At 45.1% G+C, this 23,787-nt stretch carries 21 protein-coding genes and 1 tRNA gene; 9 read left to right on the top strand and 13 right to left on the bottom strand.

The genetic code is table 11. The annotated features are described in order from the left end of the window. Positions 1–33 precede the first annotated feature (33 nt). The 3 genes from BG260_RS01025 to BG260_RS01035 form a co-directional block, all read right to left on the bottom strand. Complete coding sequence (locus BG260_RS01025; RefSeq protein ID WP_069130090.1) at positions 34–231, bottom strand: hypothetical protein; 198 nt, start codon at positions 229–231, stop codon at positions 34–36. Beyond that, a complete protein-coding gene (locus BG260_RS01030; protein WP_069130091.1) occupies positions 228–1,514 on the bottom strand; it encodes a hypothetical protein in 1,287 nt (428 codons plus the stop codon). Before BG260_RS01030 ends, BG260_RS01025 begins: the two co-directional genes overlap by 4 nt. 226 nt (positions 1,515–1,740) lie before the next feature. Then, a complete protein-coding gene (locus tag BG260_RS01035; RefSeq protein ID WP_069130092.1) occupies positions 1,741–2,103 on the bottom strand; it encodes a hypothetical protein in 363 nt (120 codons plus the stop codon). A gap of 61 nt (positions 2,104–2,164) precedes the next feature. Here BG260_RS01035 and BG260_RS01040 point away from each other — a divergent pair, with 61 nt between their 5' ends. The 3 genes from BG260_RS01040 (at position 2,165) to BG260_RS01050 (ending at position 5,226) form a co-directional block, all read left to right on the top strand. Continuing rightward, on the top strand, positions 2,165–2,482 hold the full coding sequence (locus tag BG260_RS01040; protein ID WP_069130093.1) for a Fic family protein: 318 nt from the start codon (positions 2,165–2,167) through the stop codon (positions 2,480–2,482). Continuing rightward, entirely contained in the window at positions 2,479–3,399 is a 921-nt protein-coding gene (locus BG260_RS01045) for an HNH endonuclease (protein WP_069130094.1), read from the top strand. Before BG260_RS01040 ends, BG260_RS01045 begins: the two co-directional genes overlap by 4 nt. A gap of 543 nt (positions 3,400–3,942) precedes the next feature. After that, positions 3,943–5,226 carry a citrate synthase gene (locus BG260_RS01050; protein WP_069130095.1) on the top strand — a complete coding sequence of 428 codons (1,284 nt, stop codon included), beginning with the start codon at positions 3,943–3,945 and terminating at the stop codon, positions 5,224–5,226. 460 nt (positions 5,227–5,686) lie between these two features. Here BG260_RS01050 and BG260_RS01060 read toward each other — a convergent pair. Further along, positions 5,687–5,760, bottom strand: a tRNA-Arg gene (locus tag BG260_RS01060). 279 nt (positions 5,761–6,039) lie between these two features. On the opposite strand from BG260_RS01060, the gene BG260_RS01065 reads away from it, so the two are divergent. Together BG260_RS01065 and BG260_RS01070 are read left to right on the top strand one after the other, a co-directional pair. Next, positions 6,040–6,969, top strand: a complete 930-nt coding sequence (locus BG260_RS01065; protein WP_069130097.1) for an alpha/beta hydrolase — start codon at positions 6,040–6,042, stop codon at positions 6,967–6,969. A 1-nt stretch (position 6,970) separates the two neighbouring features. Beyond that, entirely contained in the window at positions 6,971–7,390 is a 420-nt protein-coding gene (locus BG260_RS01070) for a hypothetical protein (RefSeq protein ID WP_069130098.1), read from the top strand. 9 nt (positions 7,391–7,399) lie between these two features. On the opposite strand, the gene BG260_RS01075 is transcribed toward BG260_RS01070, so the two are convergent. Together BG260_RS01075 and BG260_RS01080 are read right to left on the bottom strand one after the other, a co-directional pair. Further along, positions 7,400–8,434: a universal stress protein gene (locus tag BG260_RS01075; protein ID WP_069130099.1), complete on the bottom strand. Its 1,035-nt coding sequence runs from the start codon at positions 8,432–8,434 to the stop codon at positions 7,400–7,402. A gap of 29 nt (positions 8,435–8,463) precedes the next feature. Beyond that, positions 8,464–8,697, bottom strand: a complete 234-nt coding sequence (locus BG260_RS01080) for a hypothetical protein (protein ID WP_069130100.1) — start codon at positions 8,695–8,697, stop codon at positions 8,464–8,466. A 281-nt stretch (positions 8,698–8,978) separates the two neighbouring features. Between BG260_RS01080 and BG260_RS01085 the strand changes: the two genes are divergently transcribed. Further along, positions 8,979–9,518: a YceI family protein gene (locus tag BG260_RS01085; RefSeq protein ID WP_069130101.1), complete on the top strand. Its 540-nt coding sequence runs from the start codon at positions 8,979–8,981 to the stop codon at positions 9,516–9,518. 167 nt (positions 9,519–9,685) lie between these two features. Next, complete coding sequence (locus BG260_RS01090) at positions 9,686–11,152, top strand: M20/M25/M40 family metallo-hydrolase (RefSeq protein WP_069130102.1); 1,467 nt, start codon at positions 9,686–9,688, stop codon at positions 11,150–11,152. A 214-nt stretch (positions 11,153–11,366) separates the two neighbouring features. On the opposite strand, the gene BG260_RS01095 is transcribed toward BG260_RS01090, so the two are convergent. Beyond that, positions 11,367–12,647: an acetamidase/formamidase family protein gene (locus BG260_RS01095; protein ID WP_069130103.1), complete on the bottom strand. Its 1,281-nt coding sequence runs from the start codon at positions 12,645–12,647 to the stop codon at positions 11,367–11,369. 178 nt (positions 12,648–12,825) lie between these two features. Here BG260_RS01095 and BG260_RS01100 point away from each other — a divergent pair, with 178 nt between their 5' ends. Then, positions 12,826–13,833, top strand: a complete 1,008-nt coding sequence (locus BG260_RS01100; protein WP_083750015.1) for an acetamidase/formamidase family protein — start codon at positions 12,826–12,828, stop codon at positions 13,831–13,833. A 36-nt stretch (positions 13,834–13,869) separates the two neighbouring features. On the opposite strand, the gene BG260_RS01105 is transcribed toward BG260_RS01100, so the two are convergent. The 4 genes from BG260_RS01105 to pabB all read right to left on the bottom strand — a co-directional run bounded on the left by BG260_RS01105 (position 13,870) and on the right by pabB (position 18,576). Continuing rightward, positions 13,870–15,087 carry a trans-sulfuration enzyme family protein gene (locus BG260_RS01105; protein WP_083750016.1) on the bottom strand — a complete coding sequence of 406 codons (1,218 nt, stop codon included), beginning with the start codon at positions 15,085–15,087 and terminating at the stop codon, positions 13,870–13,872. Then, positions 15,065–15,556 (bottom strand): Lrp/AsnC family transcriptional regulator, encoded by a 492-nt coding sequence (locus BG260_RS01110; RefSeq protein ID WP_069130104.1) that lies wholly within the window; start codon positions 15,554–15,556, stop codon positions 15,065–15,067. The genes BG260_RS01105 and BG260_RS01110 overlap by 23 nt, the downstream gene beginning before the upstream one ends. A 176-nt stretch (positions 15,557–15,732) precedes the next feature. After that, positions 15,733–17,208: a sigma 54-interacting transcriptional regulator gene (locus BG260_RS01115; RefSeq protein ID WP_069130105.1), complete on the bottom strand. Its 1,476-nt coding sequence runs from the start codon at positions 17,206–17,208 to the stop codon at positions 15,733–15,735. An 84-nt stretch (positions 17,209–17,292) separates the two neighbouring features. After that, complete coding sequence (pabB, locus tag BG260_RS01120) at positions 17,293–18,576, bottom strand: aminodeoxychorismate synthase component I (protein WP_069130106.1); 1,284 nt, start codon at positions 18,574–18,576, stop codon at positions 17,293–17,295. 99 nt (positions 18,577–18,675) lie between these two features. Here pabB and BG260_RS01125 point away from each other — a divergent pair, with 99 nt between their 5' ends. Continuing rightward, complete coding sequence (locus tag BG260_RS01125; protein WP_069130107.1) at positions 18,676–19,773, top strand: quinone-dependent dihydroorotate dehydrogenase; 1,098 nt, start codon at positions 18,676–18,678, stop codon at positions 19,771–19,773. Here the strand turns inward: BG260_RS01125 and porW are convergent. Both porW and pyk read right to left on the bottom strand, forming a co-directional pair. Next, positions 19,763–22,312 carry a type IX secretion system periplasmic lipoprotein PorW/SprE gene (porW, locus tag BG260_RS01130; RefSeq protein ID WP_069130108.1) on the bottom strand — a complete coding sequence of 850 codons (2,550 nt, stop codon included), beginning with the start codon at positions 22,310–22,312 and terminating at the stop codon, positions 19,763–19,765. The two genes, BG260_RS01125 and porW, sit on opposite strands and share 11 nt — an antisense overlap. Before the next feature lie 33 nt (positions 22,313–22,345). Beyond that, the gene (gene pyk, locus BG260_RS01135; RefSeq protein WP_069130109.1) at positions 22,346–23,785 is read right to left on the bottom strand and encodes a pyruvate kinase; all 1,440 of its coding nucleotides are present in this window, start codon (positions 23,783–23,785) and stop codon (positions 22,346–22,348) included. Positions 23,786–23,787: the final 2 nt, after the last annotated feature.

A 23,787-nucleotide genomic window follows, 5' to 3' on the forward strand; every position in this document is an offset into this window, starting at 1 on the left:
AAAAACAAATCCTCCTAAGAAGGATTAGGGGGCTTACCCTGTTTTTTTAGGCTGCTGTCGTTTCATCTCCTTTTCAATAATTCTAATCAGCCGGTCAGAAACTTCTTCAGCAAGTTTTTCAGGATTCATCACTTTACGTTCCTCTTGTTCTTGCTCTTTTTTCCGCCACAAGTCAGCGGCTACATGAGGATCAAAGCGACGGCTTGTGTTATCTGTTGGTTGCTCGGTCATTCCAGATAGTTTTTGAAAAAGTGGTGATTAAGTTTCGGATCAAAATAGTGTTTACGTTTTATCCAGATAAATCCATCACCTTTGGTGATAAGGGCTACATCTACCGGACCGCCCACACTTTCTTCTTTAAAAGTGATTCTGCGTTTAAGATACGTTAAGTAAATTAAACTTTCCGCCATTTCTGCGAGGTCTTCCTTTGAGAGGCTTCCAACGGCACTCATCAAAGGGTTTATGTAATTCTCCCGCCGGATCTTGAAGTTTTCATCAATGTATTCTTTGACTACTTTCTCTAAATTTAAACCAAGAATGGCATCTGCAAGTTCCTGAGACTGATCCTCTATCGTCTTTGCTACGAGCCGATTATATTTTTGTAGAAATTTCATGAAATTGTCTGTGTAAAAAGAATCCAACTCTGGGTCAATCCCTGAAAGTACTGTATTAATCACATCAGTCTGTGCAAATGGTCGAATAGCGGCACTATTTTTTGAGGATATGTGGGCCTGATTATCAACGTCAACAAAAGCTCTTAGTTTTTCATCGAGCACAAATGATACATGGACAGGAATCAATTGTGAGTAAATTTCTTTGTCGCCATACCCTACAAAAATCAAACCGGTATAATTGCGATAAAAGTCTTTGGTAGTTGTCTGATAAAAGAGAAATTTTCGCAGTTTCGATTTTAAGCTATCCTTTAGTTCAAGTTCTAACGGGTCAAAAATCCATTGTAGACATTGATCAAAAATATCTTTGGTATAGGCACTAAATGAGCGTTGAGTATAGTTTTTGAAGTCAGTGCATAATTCCCGCCCCTTCACATTTTTAGTAAACTTAGTGACCATTTCCGCGAAGCGGTTTAGAAAATTTTCTTTGTTTTCCTCAGTTGGATTTAAAAGTAGATTTCTGTGGTCTTTCAATACTTCCTCAACTAACACGTTCATCCAGAAAATAAAAAAATCAGTCAACTCACCGTCTTCCTCTTCTCTGTCACTGAAAAAATTATTTGAACGCAAGTATTTGAAGAAATCTTCTTGATAGGCTTTAACAGTCTTGAAAGATTTATTTTTTAGCTGATCCCGGTACATTTTAATGATAATTTCCCAAGGGGTTCCCATAAAGGAAGCGGAATTGTAAACCATTACCCCAACCGGGTGATATTTGGACAGAGTAAAAATTTTATTGGCCGTATTAAAAATCTTTCTGTTATCTCTCCTGGAAATAGTAACGGCACTATCAGCAGCTAACGCTACAGCTTGTTTATTAAGAATCCCGATAACCGATGACATAACTTTAGTGTAGTTAATTGAATTGACAATGCATAAAAGTTAATCGGATATTATAAATAGTCAAATCTTTCAACTTTTATTGCTGGATGTAACTATTAGTGTATTATTTTTGAGTTAAAACACCCCATCCAACGATTTAGCTTTCAAAATCCTCTCCCGTGAAGCATAACGTGGGCTCTGAGGTGCTTTGCACGGACTATTCCCAAGCGGCACTTTCTTGATCTTTTCAGCCGGTTTGTAAGCTCCCCCGAAAGTTGGCCATTTGAAAGTAGAGGATGTACTTATTGGTATCCTGCCACTGTTCAATAGATTTTACTTCAGCCATATGTGTAATAGCCGAAATCGGGGCTGTCTGATACGCTGCAACGTATTTAATTTTAGGAATCATGGAAGAGTTGAGTCGAATATGATGCCAGCAATTTTCTCCAATAAAAGTCTCTTCAAAGCCATCCTTTCGGGCCGGAACTACAATGGTATCAATTTCAGAAATGTCCACTTTTTCTATGTCCTCAGAAACTTCATTCAGGAAAGGCTCAAATTCCAGTTCGTATGGGACAAGGGTATATTTTTCGTTTTTGTTCCAGAGCATTTGGTAGAATAAAGTTTTTAAATAGCTTAAATCAGTTAGCTATTATACATTTTGAAAACTCATGAGTCAACATGTAGAATATCTCACATTTTCGGACAACGCTCTTCGAATGGCGTTTCCGGCTCCTGTGATGGACTATTCAGAAGGCACCCCCCAAGTAGATCAGCTTATACTGAATCTTGAAATGGAATTGAGCCGGGATGATATTCAGGAAAAACTGGGACTCTCGGATCGGAAAAACTTTCGAAAAAACTATTTAAACCCTGCTATTGAGTCTGGACTCATTGAATACACGATTCCGGATAGTCCGAATCATCCGAATCAAAAATATCGGCTTACTCAAAGTGGCAAAGCCTATAAGAATAAACTTGAAAAATGAAATTCTACATCGGCGTTACAGATGATAACTGGTTTCACTTTCTGGCTCAGCAGCAGCCGGATGAGGTGAATTTCTGGCGTCCGAGGGATAAATCAAATTTCAAGGTGATCCAGGAAGGGGCACCCTTTCTGTTTAAGCTCCACAGCCCGAATAATTTCATTGTGGGCGGAGGATTTTTTGTGAAACACCTGTTTCTCCCGTTAAGTCTGACCTGGGATGCGTTTGGCATCAAAAACGGAGCGGCTACGTATGATCAGTTTCGCCAATCGATTATGAAATTCAGGCAGGGAGAAGGGCTCAATCCAACCATTGGCAGCACGATACTCACCGAGCCCTTTTTCTTTGAGCGACAGGACTGGATACCCATTCCTGAGAACTGGAGTAAAAACATTGTGAAGGGAAAGTCATATAGTACTGATGAACCCATTGGTTCAAATGTTTGGAGGCAGGTGAAAGAGCGTCTGGATGCAAAAAAGTACAGAGAGGGTGAACTGGCTGTTGAGGAACCTGAAACCCGATACGGCAACACATATGAACTTCGTTCCCGCATCGGCCAGAGTGCGTTCCGGGCAATGGTTACCGATGCCTATAAATACCGCTGTGCCATCACCAAAGAGAAAACACTCCCGGTACTGGAAGCGGCGCACATCAAACCTTATTCAGAGGCAGGCCCCAATCTCACAAAAAATGGACTCCTGCTTCGATCCGATATGCATATCCTGTTTGATAAGGGATATATGACTGTGACGAATGATCATATTGTGGAAGTAAGCCGAAGAATCCGGGAGGAGTACGAAAACGGAAAAGAGTACTATGCCTGGCATGGCAAGAAGCTGCAAAATCTGCCGGAGCATAACTTAGACCAACCGGCTACGGATTATTTGCAATGGCATCAACAAGAGATTTATTTGGGTTAGCGTGTTCACAAACCGAGAACATTATTAAACTCATATGTATCTCGTATTTTGGAAATCACAATCCGAAACGAAGAGGACTTAACCAAAGCCGAGCCGTTGATTTTAAGGAGTTATGAGGGGTTAAACACGCTCTACTCTATTTTTATATATTTTACCATCAATTTCTACGGTACACCAGGGAAAACAATTTGGACTAGGATGATATCTGTACGATTTCGCATCCTGTGAATATGAGATTACCGGGGTGACCTGCAAAGGAAGCCCATAATGTCGAGGGTGCCAACCAGAACAGTAGTCCCAAGGTGTTCGCCAGCGAATAAAACGCTGGAGAGTGTGAGTGTGGGTGAAGTTTTTTATAAAAACCTTCGGTTCACTCCCAACTACTATTCGGTACTCTAATGCTGAGAAAAAGATTTCATTCAATACATCCATAGGAATTTCCCTGATGCCGGCATCCAACTATCTCTTATGCGGGAAGCGCTTCCAATCCGTTATATTCACAGAATGTAAAACAGAAAAGAAAAATTAAATGAGGAATCCGTTATGGATAAAGCAAAGCTGATTATTGGAAATGATACCCATGAACTTGATCTCATCGAAGGAAGTGAAGGAGAAATAGCGATAGATATTACGAACCTGAGGAGTGAAACCGGCCTTATAACGTCCGATTTAGGGTATAAAAGTACGGGAGCCACTAAAAGCGCCATCACATTTCTGAACGGAGAAGAAGGGGTGCTGCGGTACAGGGGGTATCCCATTGAGCAGCTTGCTGAAAAATCCTCGTTTCTGGAAGTGGCCTACCTGCTCATTTACGGAAATCTGCCGGATGCAGATGAATTATCAAAATTCAAAGATGGAATCACACGGCACACTCTTATTCATGAAGATATGAAGATGCTCTATGAGGGATACCCGGCCAAGGCCCACCCCATGGGTGTACTGGCTTCCATGATCGGGGCTCTGTCCACATTTTACCCGAACGCCCAGGGCTCCGAACTGGACCCGGAAGAGGTTGACCTGACGATCCGCCGGTTGATTGCAAAAATCACCACCATTGCGGCGTGGTCGTACCGGAAATCGCAGGGCTTCCCGATTATGTACCCGCAAAACAAGCTGGATTACTGCTCAAATTTTCTGCATATGATGTTTGCGCTGCCCACGGAGGAGTACGAGATCAACCCAACCATTGTAAAAGCCCTGAACACACTGTTGATTCTGCACGCCGATCACGAACAGAACTGCTCGACCTCCACGGTCCGGATGGCCGGTTCATCCCACGCCAGCCTGTATGCGGCCATCTCGGCCGGAGTTTGTGCCCTGTGGGGTCCACTGCACGGAGGGGCCAATCAACAGGTGATTGAAATGCTGGAACAGATTCATCGCGAAGGCAGCGACGTTGCCAGAATGGTGGAGAAAGCCAAAGATAAAAGCAGCGACTTTCGCCTGATGGGATTCGGCCACCGCGTATACAAAAACTTCGATCCGCGGGCCAAGATTATTAAAAAAGTAGCTGATGAAGTATTGAATGAGCTCCATATTGAGGACCCGCTCCTTGAGATTGCCAAATCGCTGGAGGAAGTCGCACTGAATGATTCCTACTTTGTAGAGCGAAAGCTCTACCCGAACGTCGATTTCTACTCCGGCATCCTCTATCGCGCCATCGGCATCCCAACCGAAATGTTCACTGTGATGTTTGCACTGGGACGCCTGCCCGGCTGGATTGCCCAGTGGAAAGAGATGCGGGATAATAACGAACCCATTTCGCGTCCGCGCCAGATCTATGTGGGCCCGAACAAACGCGATTACGTGGACCTGAAGAACAGATAAACGGCAAATTCCCTGAACATTGATATGAGATCACTCAAAATATGGGTGATCTCATTTACTTTTGATTGGTTTTTAAAAGAGCAATGCCGGCTGCACTGATCAGTCATGGATATTCTGTTTGGCAAAGGGTATATGACCATTACGGTTGACACATGCGCGGCTGGGAGCCAGGGAATACGGGAGGAGTACGAAAACGGATAAGAGTACTAAGCCTGTCAAGGTATTCGGTAAGCAAATTGATAAAACCTCTACCGGTGAAAAGCTGGAACATGCCATCCGCGCAGCCTGCACAGATTCTGATGATCAGGAACGAATTATTTCCGGCACGCATATTGGCACCACAAATAGGGAAAAAATCGCCAAATTTTGTTCCTTTCTGTTCACTTTCAATTTGTAGTAAAAATAGAAAAAGCGCCTGAGAGATGGTTATTAAGCCATTTTTCAGCCGCTTTTAGAAATGTACGCCCGGAAGGATTCGAACCCTCAACCTTCTGATCCGAAGTCAGACGCTCTATCCAGTTGAGCTACGGGCGCATTTCAATAAAAAATCAAATTCAATCCATTTTCATCGTTTGGCGTACGATTTCGAATTCTATAATCCGAAGTCAGTCGCTTCCCGATCCGTCGGGATTGAGCTACGGGCGCATGTCAGTAATTTTGATTCATGGTAACTGTAGTCACTAATAACTACAATTTTTTTTGAATCAAGACTCCAAAGTTAACCGTTTTTGAAATCCGACACAACCTAACAACCACTCTTTTTCTTATTTATAGGATTGTGTGTATTGTAATGGATCAAAATATATTCTGGCTATGAAAACGACTCCTTTTACTTTTATCGACTCCACGAACACTGAAATCCATGCCGTCTGTTGGGAACCTGAAAATCGCCCACCAGCAGCAGTTGTTCAGATCGTGCACGGGATGGCTGAACACATCGGTCGTTATGTTTCATTTGCCAATTTTTTAACCGATCACGGATTCATTGTCTATGCACATGACCACCGTGGACACGGCCGTTCTGCCCATAATCACTTAGGGTATGTAGATACAACAGATGCCTTTCACACCCTTGTTGATGGAATTCATCAGCTTCACTTACATATTACGCAGAAACATTCTAGCCTCCCGATCACTCTGTTCGGACACAGTATGGGATCATTTCTTGTACAGCGGCTGATGCAGATTTCAGATATCCATCCGGCAGGTATCATCTACTCGGGCAGCAACGGTAAACCTCCTGCCCTGTTGAAATTTGGGATTGCCATCTCAACACTTCTGGCCAAAATCAGAAACCCTAAAACGAAAAGTCCTCTGATCAACCACCTGACGTTCGGTGAATACAACAAACACTTCAAGCCAAACCGGAACGATTTCGACTGGCTGAGCCGTGATCCCGATAAAGTGGATCAATATGTTGAGGATCCGCTATGCGGATTTGTTTACTCCACTGCATTTTACAGGGATCTTTTTCTCGGCTTGAACACGCTTCATAAACACCGGCCGTTTGCTGATCATCCAAAAGATATTCCAATCCTGCTGGTATCAGGCGACAACGATCCTGTTTCTGAAATGGGCAAGGGAGTTCATAACCTTGAAAAGATTTTAAATAAATCCGGAGCTGGCCGGGTATTCCTCAATCTCTATCCCAATGGCAGACATGAGATGCTTCATGAATCAAACCGAGATGAGGTGATGAGCGATATTTTTTCCTGGATTCAGGATCATGTAAATCTATCTTAATATGAACCAACTGCGAAAATACATTAAGAAGTTTATCCCGGTTCTCATCATTATCCTTTTTGTCGGCCTGATCCTGTCCCGGGTGTTTTCACCTGAACGGCAGCAAAGAGTTGAGGTCACCGCTACGGCAAGTGAAGCTGCCGATCATCAGGGCAAGTATGCAGAAGTTTGCGGTGAGGCTATCTCCGTTCAAACGATCAAGCAGATTGGAGGAGAGCCTACATTCATCAATTTTGAAGAAGAGTATCCAAATCAACACTTCACAGGTGTGATATGGGGAGATGACAGATCCGCGTGGCAAAGTTCACCGGAAGATCTCTATACAAACCGGCAGATTTGTGTAGAAGGATTCATTCAAATGCATGAGGGAACACCTCAAATCAGAATAAGCTCACCGGAACAAGTCAGATTCCAAAATTAAATCGACTACCTAAGGAAGCGGATCGATCGTCACCATCCCGATGCTGCTTTTCTGAGCATGCTCAAACTCCTGATCAGTCGGACGGGTTGTCATTACCGGTTTACTCATATTTTGTACAACCTTTTCAGTCATAGAACCCAGGAATAGATGAGCAAATCCGCTATAGCCGTGGGTTGCCATTACAACTAAATCTGCGTTTTTCTCAGCATATTTTTCAATCTCATAGTGTACGGAGTGTCCGGTACGAATAATTGTTTTGAGCGGAATATATTTTTCCGATTCCGCATCACCGGTTTTCAGACTATCTAAAAAAAGTTTATCGCTTCGCTTCAGTTCAATTCCTTTTTCATCTCGATTTGTTAGATAAAACGCAATTTTCTCCATCAGCTGTTCATAGATATTTTCCCGATCAATCATTGCTGTGTCATACTCTGCTTCCTCCCTTCCTCCGCCACCTCGCAGTTCAATTACATACAGGAGTGCTAATTCTGCACCAAAAGCGTGTGCAAGTGCGGCCGCATGAGGCAGAGCCGAAAGTGACAGCTGAGACGAATCAGTTGGAAGCAAAACCCGTTTAATATCACCCGGCTTCGTCATTTCCCCAACTGCAATGATTGGAACCGAGGAGTTTCGCAGTGTTCTCAATGTTACAGAGCCCCTATTCATCAAAGTTTTATTCTCCCCTTTGGAGCCCATCACAATCAGATCATAATGGTGATCTTTTGAATAGTGGATAATCGAATCTGCTGCTTTCCTGTTCTTTCCTATATGAATCTTACCGCGCACCTTTTCATCAAACTCACCCAATGTTTTTTTAAGGCGCGATTCAGACTGTTTCACAATATCAGGGATTATATCATCGTCCGGCTCCACAGCCACAGGTATCTTCTTCAAACTCTCCTTCAAATACTCTACAGATGGAATCACATTCATCAGGTCTATCTTCCCTCCAAATTTGGCCGCTATTTGCCTTGCGATTCCATAGGCGGTTTTAGCTCCATCAGAAAAGTCGGTTGGAACAAGGATTTTTTTATAGCTTTTCATTCGATCCTCTGCTAATCAATTCTTCACAATCATGCTTCATCTGCTGCAATATCGATCAATTCGATGACATTTTCATACGCTTCATCGAGGGTCTCTCCATCTGCGCTCAGCTTCTTTCCTTTTTCATTTGTAACCGTAACCCGCACACCGTCAAATTTTTTCTTGCTGACATCTATCGTAAAACCCCGATATCCCTGTTTGGTCAGTGTGTTTACCCGCTCCTGTAGTGTCGATTCTCTTCCGCTGTTCATTTCATCAAACATAACCCTCCTTCTTTTGATTGGTGACCTATACTCAAAAAAACGATTTGGCGACACTTTTCATATACAAATTTCGCTGAACAGAATCTAAGGGATACCCTTAGTTGTGAAATGTATTGTGGCCGCCCAGCCTGCCCCTCCGATTCACTCACCTCATAACCACACTTTGCTCACGGCAACCGAGCCATTTAGTTTAACATTAATTTTTTTAATTGACGGGGAACGATAAGTGCTTTATATTTATTTCAATATTAAACAATTAAACATCAATACATAATAAAACCATGAGTACTGACACATTAACAAAATGGACAATTGACCCTTCACACTCTGAAATCACCTTTAAGGTGAAACATCTTGTAATTTCTACAGTTACCGGAAAATTCAAAGAGTTTGATGCGGCAATTGAGTCTGATAATGATGATTTTGAAAATGCAGAGATCTCTTTTGAAGCTGCGATAGACAGCATTGAAACCGGAAATGAAGATCGGGACAACCACTTAAAATCGGATGATTTCTTTAATGCTGCTGATCACCCAAAGATGACCTTCAAATCCACATCTTTCAAAAAAGTTGGTGACGGAGAGTATAAACTGATTGGCGACCTGACCATTCGCGGAAACAGCAAACAAATTGAACTGGATGTTGAATATGGCGGAACGGTTGTGGATCCATACGGACAAACCAAAGCCGGATTTGAAGTATCCGGAAAAATCAACAGAAAAGAGTTTGGATTAACCTGGAGTGCTGTTACCGAAGCCGGCAGTGTAGTCGTTTCTGATGAAGTAAAACTAAACCTCAACGTACAGTTTACAAAAAGCTAATACCCCATAGTGTGAGGTTAGATCCGCCGCTGCATCTGACCCGGTGCAGCGGTTTTTTTATTCTTTTGACAATCAACATTGGTTACAATTTGGCGATCGATTCTACATCTTTTAAACTATTCACTATTTTAACGTCTCGGTGTTTAATTCATTAAAAGTTTATCGTCTTGACTCTTTACCCTGCACGCCTATTTTGGATCATCTTTTCGACACTGATTTTTACTTTATCATGCTCATCAACACAAACGGTAGAAGCACCTTCAGAAATAACGACAGATTCCTTTCCTTTTGAGGCAAGTTCCGCTTTTGACCGTCTCAGCCGGGCCATTCAAATTGAAACCGTATCTCTTGAGAATGAGGATGAAATTGATTTCGCCCCGTATGAAGAGTTTAAATCTTTCTTATCCGAAAACTACCCGGCACTCCACGCCAATACTGAAATCCATTACATCAACAAGTACACAATTCTGATTGAGTGGCGAGGAAGTAATGAGGAGCTCAAGCCGGGTCTTTTTATCGGGCATTATGATGTTGTTCCGGTTAAAGAGGACGCCGTTGAATTTTGGTCGTTCGCCCCGTTTGGTGGTGAACAGGCGGAGGGTTTTATCTGGGGCAGGGGAGCATTGGATGATAAAGCGGGAATACTTTCTGTTGTTGAAGCTGCTGAATACCTGATCCGTTCCGGCCATGAAAATGAACGCTCCTTTTTTATCGCTTTACACCACGATGAAGAGATTGGCGGGTTGAACGGTGCCGCGCGTGTTTCACAATTTCTGGAATCACGGGATATTGAAGTAGAATTCCTGATGGATGAAGGGCCTCCGGTGGCTGAGAATATTATCGACAACATCGATGTTCCCCTGGCCATGATTGGCGTAGCAGAAAAAGGCTCACTGAACCTCGAACTGGTTTACAGACAGGAAGGAGGTCACTCATCGATGCCACCTCGCCAAACGGTCATAAGCACGCTAAGCAGAGCCATTAACAGAATTGAACAGCGCCCGATGAAAGCGCACTATCGCGGCCTCATCACCGAAACTTTTGAACCTCTTATTCCATATATGTCGTTTACCCAGCGGCTTGCGTTCAACAACACCTGGTTGTTCAGCGGAAAGATTAAGCGCGAGCTGGGTAAAAACCCCGCAACAAATGCAGCTCTTCGAACTACAGCAGCCAAAACCATTTTCGAAGCCGGATTTAAGGAGAATGTACTGCCGGTGGAGGGACGCGTTATTATCAATTTCCGGCTTCATCCCAATGACACGATCGACGATGTCATCGCATATGTCCGCCGACGTATCGACAACCCGGATATACAGATCAATGTCATGGACCGGGCGCGCAACCCATCCCCTGTGTCGGATACAAGAGCAGCTCCATACAGCATGCTGAAGCAGACTATCCAGGAAATTTTTGATCAGGCCCTGGTTTCTCCATCATTGTTTGTTGCCGCAAGCGACTCCCGCCACTTTCACAACTTGACAGAAAATATCTATCGCTTCAGACCCATTCGTGCCACTCATGACGACCGCGCCAGAGTGCATGGAATTGATGAACGCATTCGAAAAGAGAACTACCTCGAGATGATACAATTTCAAATTCAGCTGATGCAAAATTTGAGCGGACCGCTGTAAACTATCTGAATCGCTTACATCATTTTTCCTAATCCAACGAAACCCAATCGTCCACACTTTAATTTAATGAAGCAAGACAGTTTTAAAATTACAAAGCCTGCTCATTCCCGGTAACTGCGTGCCCACAATAATCATTTGCACGGAGTGATGAATAAAACACCACAGATTTTTAAAAACCTGTCGGGTTTTGAGGGAATCGATAGAACACGGATGATTATCCGGAATAGTGCTCTTCTACCATTTCCAGAATACCGGCTTTTTTGAGAAGTTTCTCCGGAACCAGGAAGGTAACCGTAACTACACCCGGGTGCCGGCCCACTTCAATATTACCGTTTACAGTCACGCGGTTCATCACCTCCGGCACTGAGATTCCCAGCAGATCCGACGCCCGTTTCATACCGTTATCCGTTGCATCATTCAGGTTCGCGCCCGTTCCCACAAACTGCAATGGCCACGCGTTTTCGAGCTCTTTAACGCCCCATTGGTCGGCCAGCTTTTGGGCTTTACCTATCTCCTTCTTGTTAAATGGTCTTGCAAGATGTGGCAGATCTTCTTCCACGGGCAGAATAATCGGCCCACCTATTTTTACATTTTTCAGCACATCAACTTTCAACTGAACCACACCCGACACATCTGTAGTGTGGCCTGCAATTTCGCTGTCACCCTGCATTGCATGCATATCTCCGATATATACACCGCCGCCCGGAACTTTTACCGGGCAGATGACAATAGCTCCTTCTCTTGCCCGGCTAATATCCATGTGTCCATCTGTTCTGTCTTCCAGCTCTTCGGCAGTGAGTGCATAGTCGTGTGGGGCGCCGATCAAAAATTGCCCAAAATCTCCGGCATTATGAGAATCCGGGAATGGCCGTGAAGGAGTGGTTCCAAGCTGCCCCAGAAATGGACGCATCCGTGCTACCATTCCCACAATATCGCTGGGTGCCAGCGATACAATCGGATTCTGAATAGAATGTTCAGGCGTTTCCATATAGTGGTGACCATTTTTTGCAACTTTTTCTGCACCCTCTTTATTCAGTGTAATTCCCACGGTTTTATCATCGTCAAACACCATGGTATATCCGTTTGTAAATACAAAAGGTGTAATCACCGCCCCGCAGTTTTTGCAATGTATGGCATCTTTACCAATCCCTTTAATCTCTGTATCCGGGTTCATCTCTCCGCATTCCGGACATTTTGCGGCTACAAACGGATCCCCTAGAAAATGGCCTCCAACGGTTTTATCATTCCCCGAGGCCGTGGCAATAGACGTAACCTGAATAGATTGGATATGAATGGCAATCGCATCCCCAACTTCAGCGCCCTCCACATACACTGGCTTGGTAACTTCATGACCTCCTTTCAGTTTTGGAGTGATCATCGGCCCCCAGCACCCCGGGGCGGTGTTGGCTAAAATGAGTCCGCCATCTTTTACTCGGTAGCGCATCTCCTCATTGGGATTCAAAATTCCATCGGTAAACTCATTTACATATATCATAATAACTCCTTACTCATGTTCTCATGTTAGTGTTGGATTGGTAGTTATAGCTCCTGTTTATTTTAACCTGATGATCTCCTTAACCGTTCATAAAGGCCGGACACCTGCTTATGAATTACAAATATTGATCCCATTTTCGCATATTTACGATTCATACCAACAATTAAATTCCAACACAATGAAACTACACACCCTCCTCCTATTTATTGCAGGGCTAATCACTGCCTGCAGTTCACAAGAACAACCATCAGAAATAACTTCCCGGGACTACCCTGCGCCTGAATATTCCCTGACCGCCGATCAGACCCACAGCAGATGGAGTCGTTTAATCGAACCCGTTCTGACTGTTCCCTCCGGGTCTGTCATTGAAGTTTTCACTGAAGAGGCTTCAGCCGGACAGCTCACACCTGAATCTACATTAGAGGATCTCGGAAACTTGGACTTTGACCCAATTCACCCGCTCACCGGACCTGTTTATATCGAGGATGCCGAACCCGGTGATGTTTTAAAAGTTACCCTTCACAAAATTGAACTGGGGGGCTGGGGTTGGACAGCCGTCATTCCCGGATTTGGTTTTTTGGCTGACGAATTTGATCAGCCCTGGCTCAAAACATTCACTTTTGAAGAGGGCGGAACACATGCCAGATTTTCGGATGATATCAGCATACCGCTCAAACCATTTCCGGGCGTGATGGGCGTTGCACCTGATACTGATGAAATGCTCTCCACCATCCCACCCCGTTACAACGGTGGAAATATGGACGATCCTCACATGGTGGAAGGAACCACCATTTACTTCCCGGTTTTTGTTGAGGGTGCCCTCTTTTCGATTGGAGATACCCATGCGGCACAAGGCATGGGTGAAGTTTGCGGAACCGCCATTGAAGCGCCGATGAGAATCGTTTATGAAGTCGAAGTTTTAAAGGGAGGCCGCACTATTCCGGAGCCGGAGTACGAATCGGAGGACTTCTATGCAGTAACAGCCTTTGGTGAAACGATTGATGAAGCCGCGGAAAAAGCAACCCGATATATGATCGACTACCTGGAAGCCGAACACGGTATGGACCGGTATGATGCCTATGCATTAGCTTCCTTGGCCGGTAATCTAAAAATCGCCGAAGTTGTGGATGTGCCCCACATGCTGGTAACCATGCATATGCCAAAAGAGGTGATTGGGATGGAGTGATGGTTATTAGGCTAAACCTGACAGGTTTTTTACTACTCACTCCAAAGCCTGTTCAAGATCCGCAATAATATCATCCGCAGATTCAATTCCTACGGAGAGCCGTACCAATCCATCGGTAATTCCCGCCTCTTCACGTATTTTCGGGTCCACAACAGAGTGTGTCATCGAGGCCGGATGCTGAATCAGGGAATCGACCGTACCCAGGCTAACAGCCAGCGTACAGAGCTTCACCCGATTCATTAGCTCAACACCTGCATTCAGTCCGCCTTTCAGTTCAAAGGCGATCATCCCGCCATGGCCGTTAATCATCAGTTTTTCTATGATCTCCTTATCAGGGTGATTCTCAAGCCCGGCATGCCATATCCTGTTGATCTTTGGATGATGATTCAAATAGTCAGCAACTTTCTGCCCATTTACGTTGTGCTGTCTCATCCGAAGTGGAAAGGTTTTGAGCCCCATAAGCGTCAGCCAAGCATCAAACGGACCGGATATTCCGCCAAAATTCTTTCTATAGATATGCATATCCGTTTCAGCAAAAAATCCTTTTTTGGCAACCAGCGCGCCACCTACTACCGTACCGTGTCCGTTTAGATACTTCGTTGTTGAATGAGCCACCAGATCCACACCCCAGTTCAGCGGACGAATGTGATATGGTGTGGCAAACGTATTATCTACCATCACGAGAGCGCCGTTTTGATGAGCAATTTTTGTGATTGCCTCCAGATCACACACCCTCATGGTTGGATTGGCAATGCTCTCAAGATAAACCAGTGCGATGTCATCATACTCTTTAAACGCATCCATCACCTGGTCCAGATTATTTGGATCCACATTCGTCACTTGAATATTATACCTGCCTGCCTCCTCCTGTAAGAACTGTGAGGTACAACCATAGAGAGCCTCCTGCGCCAGAATTCGCTTCCCCGGAGCAAGCGCCATCAGGCCGGTGGTAATGGCCGCCATCCCAGATCCAAACATCAATCCTTCGGTATCTTCATCCAGGTCAATCCCCTCCAATTGGGCAATGATCTTCTCAGCTTTTTCTACAGTCGGGTTGCCCAGTCGTGAATAGCTGTGGGTTGCACCTCCTTGCTCATGCGCAAAAAAGCGCTTCCCGGCCTCTACATCATTAAATGCAAATGTTGACGTTTGATAAAGCGGCATGGCGTGTGACCCATAAGGGTCTTTCTCCGGGTGATCCGCCTGTGCGCAAATTGTATCTATCGTTGCTTTACTCTTCGTTAAAGTCTCCATTATCCGTCACCATAATTTTTGATTGTTCTTTAATTACCGACAATACAATACCGGTATAAATTCTCTCGACTCCGGGTATCTGTGTAAGTTTGGTCCGGAGAAAATGCTCGTACTCATTTGTGTCTTTTACCACCACATGAAGCAGGTAATCATACTCTCCGGTGGTGTTGTAACACGCCAGGATTTCCGGCACACCGTGAATATGCTTTGAAAACTCCTCCATCTTCCCGAGTTGATGGACAGAAAGCTTGATATTACAAAACACTGTAAGCCCTTTGTTGACAGATGGCCGATCAATCCAGGCAGTGTACCCTTTGATCACACCCTCTCTCTCAAGTCTTTTTACTCGCTCCAGTGTAGGGGTGGTAGTAAGGCCAATCCGTTTTGCCAGCTCGTTGTTTGGCATCCGGCCATTTTCCTGAAGCAGATCGATGATCTGCCTGTCAATATCATCCAATTTTACAGGCATAACAAGAATTATATTCTTCTCTATACCTTAATTTAAAGAATATAATCCTGATATAAAAAGGATAGACGGGTATTTAAACTAACAAAGACAAGCAGACAAAAATGAATTACCGCCTACATTGCTGTAACCTGAGCTCCGCTAAACTTTTTTATATCGAAAAAATGCAGTGACAGGGGTTAGAGTTCAAAATCATCCTCATCAAAATCGCTCATTCCGCCGAGCATACTTCCCAACATATCCGAATAGGAGCGTTCAGCATCGAGCTCATCCTTACCAAGCTTTGAAAACTGGTGCAGTGACTCAATCACAAGGTCCATTGCCGAATAGAGGTCATCACCTGCCAAAGACTTAGTACCTTTAACCAGGTTTTTCAGACCATCCACACTTTCGAGTGCTTTCCGGTACTCCTTTTCCTTCATCAGATCCGGAATATCCAGAGAATTGCCACTTGCAAACCAGTCCAGGATAGGTTTAATCCCATTCTCGTTCTCTCCCTCCTGCTTTTTTGAAGGGTCATCAAAATGATCTAAAAAAGCCCTCCGGATCGCCTTACCAAGCAGATGTTTTGCTACATTCACAGCACCCTCTTGCTCTCCCTCATAAACCAACTCCAGCTTACCGGTCAGCGCCGGAACCGTGTAAAAAAGATCTGTGACTCGAAGTGTTGCTTTCGCTTCCCCATTCCTGATCGCTCTTCGTTCAGCAGCAGAAACTGCCTGCTCCATGGAGGTAATCGTCATTCGGGTAGAAACTCCGCTCTTCTGATCGATGTACTCACTCTCGCGTGCTTCAAATGCTACATACTCCAGTACATTTCTGTAGAGATCGGGAATCTCAACTTCCACTTCCCCATTTCTGCGGCTCCAGGCCTCCTGCTTTGTAATTTCTGATGCCACCTTCAAATCTTTCGGATAATGCGTAATTATTTGAGAATCGATCCGGTCTTTCAGCGGGGTAATGATGTTTCCGCGGTTCGTATAATCTTCAGGGTTTGCAGAGAATGCCAGAGAAACATCCAGCGGAATTCTCACATTAAATCCACGAATCTGAATATCCCGCTCCTGCATAATATTTAGCAGTGCAACCTGAATTCTCGGCTGCAGGTCCGGCAGTTCATTAATCACAAAAATTCCCCGGTTGGTTCTTGGGATCAGCCCAAAGTTAATCACCTCTTCATCGGCCAGAGTAAGTTTTTTGGAAGCCGCTTTAATGGGGTCCAGGTCGCCGATCAAATCCGCGACGGTTGTATCCGGCGTGGCCAGTTTCTCCCCGTACCTTTCCTCTCTTTCAAGCCAGGCAATCGGAGTATCATCGCCATGTTTCTCCACCATCTTTTTGCCATATTTTGAGATCGGGTTAAGCGGATCATCATTCACTTCTGATCCCTCAATTACCGGAATCTTATCGTCCAAAAAGTCAACCAGAAGCCTTAATATCCTGGTTTTAGCCTGGCCCCTCAAACCGAGAAGAATCAAATCGTGACGAGCTAAAATTGCATTCTGAAGCTGCGGAAGCACCGTCTTCTCGTACCCCAGAATACCCGGGAAAAGCGGCTCATTGCTCTTCATTTTGCGGATCATATTTTTCCTAAGTTCATCCTTAACGGAAATGGATTGATAGCCGCTCTCTTTCAGTTCGCCGAGTGTTTTCATTGCGTTTGTTTATGAAGGTTTTTTAAAAATTTCCATCGCGTTTAGCCGCTTCAGTCGAATAACTGAATCCGGGCTAAAAGCATTTCAATTTGATCCATTTTTTTCGGCAATTTTTGTGATGGCACGAGTTTTGACATGCGTCTCTTCCCACTCCTCCTCGGGGATGGAATCAGAGGTAATAGCCCCTCCAACGGGGTATATGAACTTCTCCTCCTGAATAATCGCTGAACGGATTACTACATTAAAATCAAAATCTCCATCCGGTGAGATATAGCCGATGGCGCCGGAGTAAATTCCCCTGCGATAGCTTTCCAGTTCATCAATCACTTTCATCACTTCAATTTTTGGTGCGCCGGTCATGGAGCCCATAGGGAAACACGCCTTGATTATTTGAACCGGCGAAAGTCCGTCAAGCGCTGTAGCCTCAACCGTAGAAATCAACTGATGAACCGTGCCAAACGTCTGCACATCAAACAGTTTCGAAACCCGAACAGAACCGGTTTCGGCAATAAGTGAGAGATCGTGCCGGACCAAATCCACAATCATCAGGTTTTCTGCTTTATTCTTCTCATTCTGCAAAATCTCTTTTTGACGGTGATTCTCAGCCGGATCGCTGGATGTTGGCGCAGTCCCTTTGATCGGTTCGCTGACCACTTTCCTTCCGCTTTTTTTCAGAAACCGCTCCGGCGAGGCAGAACAGACCTGAAAATCATCCGTTTTAATAAATGCCCCAAACGGCACAGGGTTAACCTCCCTCATCTTACGGTAAAGCGCCAGCGGATCTCCCTTCACCTTTCCCTCAACCGGGTAAGAGTAGTTAAGTTCATAAAAATCTCCCTCCCGTATTCTGCGCTGAACCTCTTCAATTTTCCGGATGTAGTGCTGTTTCTCTTCAAGCCTATGAATCTCCCCTATAAATCCGGATATCGGTTGAATTCCATGACTTGCAATCTGATCCAAGTCCACTTCTCCGTTCACTGTTTCAGCCTCTCCTTCTCTAACCTGAATCAGTATTTCTGGCTCCATAAAGTAGAAATCGGGTACATCAATAAGCGCAGGATTATCCGACTCTACCCGTTCAATATAGTTTTTCAGATCGTACCCAATATATCCAAAAATTAAAGATTCGCTCCTTTCATGAAACTTCTGAATGGAATCCCATGGATTTTCAGATGATACGCTTCTCTCCCCATTTTCGATCCATGTGACCTCTTCACCATAACCAAAAATCTCTCTCCGTGGCCGAATCGCCACAAAACTTTGACCGGACGATGGGTGACCCTCCATTTGTGATTCGAGCAGAATGTAGTTCTCCCCGGCATAGAAGCTCACAATTTGATCCACACTATTTTTTCCGGAAAATTTCATTCAGCAAGTATAATAGATTTCTTCAACAATTGAATACAGGTTTTAATCTTCTCAATTCCTGTTTACCTTGTCTGCCTAACAGGTTCACCAATTCCAATTATGTATAAATTTCTGATCCGGCCCATACTGTTCAGACTGTCGGCTGATTACGCACACGAACTGACCGTTAAAATGGCGTCGTCCTACAGTAAACGATCCCTTTTCCTACAAACTGCCGGGGCAATTTATAGTTACAATAATCCAAAGCTCAGTCAAAATATCTGGGGACTGAATTTTAAAAATCCGGTTGGACTGGCCGCCGGACTCGACAAAAACTGCACTATGGCGCCGCTGATGGAGAAGTTTGGATTTGGGTTTGTTGAAGTGGGAAGCGTAACTGCACTTCCGTCAACCGGAAACCCCAAACCCAGAAGTTTCCGCCTGCCCGAAGATCACTCTCTTATCAACCGGCTGGGGCTAAATAATGATGGAGCACAAACCATATCAAAACGCCTCACAAAGTTAGAACTCAATATTCCGGTTGGGGTCAATATTGCAAAAACTCACAATCCGGAAATTTACGGCGACAAGGCCCTCGAAGACTATCGAACCAGCTTTGAGCTGATCAAAGACTTTGCGGATTACATCACCCTGAATGTAAGCTGCCCCAATACTGCTGAAGGGAAAACATTTGAAGACCCCGAAGTTCTGAACTCCCTGCTAACGCATCTGGAACTTAATAAAGATTCCAGCCTTCCCCCGGTTCTGGTCAAGTTCTCCGTAGATCTGGAGGATAAACAACTGCAGGAATTGATAGAGGTGTGTGAGAGTCACGCCATCAGCGGCTATGTAGCAACGAATACATCTTCTGCCCGAAAAAATCTAAAAACTTCAACGGCACAGTTAAAAACGATCGGGAAAGGCGGATTGAGCGGTACAGCGATCAGAAATCAAAGTACTGAGATTATTCGAAAAATTTACCGTCAGACAAAAGGTGAGAAAACGATTATTGGGGTGGGCGGAATCAGTTCGGGCCGGGATGCAATCGAAAAAATTAAAGCCGGTGCCGACCTTCTTCAAATCTATACCTCCATGGTTTATGAAGGTCCTTCAATCGTTAAACAGATCAATCGCGAAATTGCCGATTACCTAAAAGCGCACAATCTCGACCACGTTTATCAGATTCGAAAAGCGTCGGATGAACCCGTTACCGCCTGACCGGAAACCGAATTCTGCACCGAATAGGGTGCTCACCGCCAATCGGCTCAAACGAAAGCCGGCTAATGGCAACATTCAGCTCCTCTTCTACAGCCTCGGTAAGCTCCGGCTCCAAAAGGGAAAAACTCTCGATCGTACCATCAGGTAAAACTGCGAATCTGTAAAAAATCTCACGGGGTAATTCATTTCTCACTTCTTCACTCCAGTTCAGCTCATCGATCACCCGTGCGGCTCCTCCGGGCAGATCGAGGTAGGCGCCCGCTTCACTGCAAAATGGCAGATCACCTGCCGGATCGGAAGGGTAGCGATCGGGCGGGAAGCGCTCCAGGACAAATGGCTGATTCTCGGGTTCCGGCACCATCTCATCCAGTATTTCCAGCAATCTTTCTGCACGGAGTGCCTGCTGCGAACCCTGAGCAATTTCCGATATCTCAGTAAACAGTTCCCGTGCCGTCACAATGTGCTCCCGGCTATCTGTTTCAAGTGTATCACTCCGGGCGGCTTGGATGTAATTCTCCGCAGCCTCCAGTAAAAATATAGCTTTTTGATCCGGGTCCTGCGCTTCTTCCGCAAGTTCACGCAATGCATGTCCTTTTTCAACGAATGATGTATCCGGTATTTGACCATGCACCGCATAATATTTCTCTAAAACAGAATCTGATGCATCAACCGACCGATTGTATGGGCGATCCAGCCCCAGCCTTGTGGCAAGACGGTTGGCAAACGGGCTGTCCGGGTAGAGCTCAAACAGGCTTTCACTATAATGATCAACTGCATTTCTGTCTCCATACTCCAGTTCAAGTTCAGCCATAGAGTAAATCACTCGCGCTCTCAAATTTTCATTCAGCGCCGATTCGATTACCTCATTAAAATAGTAGCGGGCACTGTCGGGCATGCTGAGTGAAAGAAAAAATAGATTCCCGAGCCGATAGTTCAGCTGCTCCCGCTCCTGTTCAACTCTTAATCTCTCCGGTTCAGTGAATGGAATTTCCGATATATCCACCCCCGGCACAGCAGCTGAACCGTTCTGTACAGCCGAGCGGCTATCTGACGTCACCCCGTCTGTCACATCATCACCGGGCAACCCTTCAATGGCCGAAACCATGATTGAGCTTTGCCGTCTCCAGTTATCAACCAGTGGCCGATCACCCCAAATTGCGCGAAACCTCAACGTTGCCTGCTCCAATCGAACCGGATCATTGATATTCAAAAATCCAAACTCCACAGACTCTGCTGCTTCTTCGGGAGTAGCTAAATCCTCAGCACGTACAATTATTTGTGAATCTCTTTGATCCATCTCGGTCTCAAAATCCTGCTGCATTCGCTTAAGCAGTGAATCCAGCTCTTCAGGTGAAAGCGATGCAAGGTGCAGCAAACTGTCTATGTGAGAAATTTCCTGCTTGATGGATGCATATTCACCAAATGCGCGAGCTACCTCATCCACATTCTCAGATTCATCCGGATCGGGCAAGTTGGACCGAAGCGAATTTGCTGAATCGTAATAGGCTGCTGCCATCTGAAAGTTGTTCAACCTGTTTCTATAAATTTCAGCCAGGCCAAAATAGGTGCGGGCTCTCACCCGGTTCGAGGGCAGCTCAAACCGGTTGTGAAGCACATTATTATAGAGAGTAACTGCGTATTGCACCTCACCCATTTCGTGGTACGTTTTGGCAATTTCGTATCGAAGATCAGGGTGAAACTCCAGAAACTTGTCATCTCGTTCCAGTGCTCGGTATTGACTTAATGCGGTTTGATAGTCCCCGGTTTTTCGGTGCATCTCTGCCAGCTTACGGCGTGCATTAAACTCGACATCATATTCAGTCAAGATACCTGCCGATAGCCGGTAGGCAGCCAATGCCTGATAATCATTACCCAACTTTTCCTGAACCTGCCCGTGCAGCAGATATGCCCTTGCCTGATGACGATTTTGCTCAAGATCTCCAGCAGAAATATGAAGGGCAACGGAGGCTTCATCCCAGTTTTCAAGCCCAACATGGAGTTGTGCAATCAAGGCATAAACCTGTGCCAGGTTTCCGGAAGCCCACTCTTCCACAAACTCCAATTCGGCATTCAGAACCCGAATTCCTTCCTCATAGAGATCCATCTCCAGGTATGTTCTCCCTTGCCAGATAATAGCTTCCTGAAGATCTTTTCCGGATGTGATTTGAGCTAATTCCTGAAACTTCTCAAGAGCCGAGAAATACTCCTGCCTGTAGAAATAGGATTGACCAATGAGCGATACTGCATCCGGCACATAGGATGATTCTGAGTGATTTCTTAGAATGGATGCCCCCTTTTCGATGGCTATCTCAAACTCATCATGCCCCGCACCGGTTGGTGATGGATGAATTCTGATCGGCCGCGAGATATCCACTTCCGGTTGCTGGGCCAGGTTTAATTTCACTCCCTCATCAAACGACTGCTTCGCATTGTAGAATGTATTGTAGTAGGCTGTAAAATTATTCCACCCTTTTTTGACGGGCGAGAAACAGCCGGCAAACAGAAACGGAAACAGTACGATATATAAATGCTTTTTCACGATATCCGTAACGTTTCCATTATGCTTAGCGTATTATTCAGAGTCGATCGTACTCACTTTAATCATGTTGGTTCGACCCCGTTTAGCGACCGGCATACCGGTGGCAATAATAACCCGGTCACCACTGTTTACAAATCCATTCTCCCTAAGGTAGTCTTCCATCAGTTTCACACTGATATCCGTGTCAAAGATCTCTTTCAACCGAACCGACTGAACGCCCCACACAAGGTTCAGTTGCCGGCGGACAATCAGACTTTCTGTAAATGCCACAATGGGAACTCGCGGGCGAAATTTAGAAATTCTTCGCGCAGTGCTTCCGGAGTGAGTTATGGTACTGATTGCCCGGGCCTCAATGTTGTCTGCAATCATCACACACGAGTAGGCAAGCGATTCAATAATCTGCTTCTCCTTCCAGTCCGGCTTTCGATACTTCAGGCTGTAGTACAATCCGTCTGCACTCCCTTCCACCGACTTAATAATTTTATCCATCGTGCGAACCGCTTCAACAGGATATTTTCCGGCGGCTGTTTCACCTGACAACATAACGGCGTCGGTTCCATCCAGCACAGCGTTGGCTACATCGGAACTCTCCGCCCGGGTTGCTCTCGGGTTGTTGATCATGGAGTCCAGCATCTGCGTAGCAGTGATGACCGGTTTACCCGCTACCCGACATTTTTCAATAATTTTTTTCTGCACCAGAGGTACCTGCTCACTTGGGATTTCAATACCCAGGTCTCCCCGGGCAACCATAATCCCGTCGGCCTCTTCTATAATATCATCAATATTATCAACGGCTTCCGGTTTTTCAATTTTGGCTATGATAGCCGCATTGCTGCCGGCTGCCCTCACCCTTGAGATCACATCCTGAATATCTCTGGCTGATCGTACAAATGACATGGCCACATAATCCACCCCAACTTTAAGACCAAACTCCAGATCCTTGATATCTTTTTCGGTGAGAGAGGACATCGAAATATCCACATCCGGCAGGTTCACCCCTTTTCTTGATTTCAACAACCCGCCAACTACCACTTTTGCTACAATGGCATCTTCATTTTTTTTCACAATCTTCAGCTCCAGCAAACCGTCGTCAATCAATATTTGATTACCGACTTGTGCATCCTCAGCCAGGTTGGGATAGTCGATAGGAACAAGATCTGACGAACCGATTACGTCTTCGGAAGTGAGTTTTACAAGAGCGCCGGTTTCAATCAGCTGCGCATCATCTTTCATCTGACCGACCCGGATTTTCGGTCCCTGAAGATCCATCAGAACAGGGATGGCATAGCCGTTTTTTTCAGCTACTTCACGAACAAGCCCAATCGTTTTTTTATGCCCTTCGTGGGTTCCGTGAGAGAAATTTATTCGCACAACATTCATCCCGGCCCTGTAGAGTTTTTCAATATCCTCCCGGGTGTTACTGCTGGGACCTAATGTACATACAATCTTTGTTCTGCGAGCACCGCTTTGCATAA

Origin of the sequence: Rhodohalobacter halophilus, assembly GCF_001715195.1 — a bacterium.
Taxonomy (GTDB): Bacteria; Bacteroidota; Rhodothermia; order Balneolales; family Balneolaceae; genus Rhodohalobacter; species Rhodohalobacter halophilus.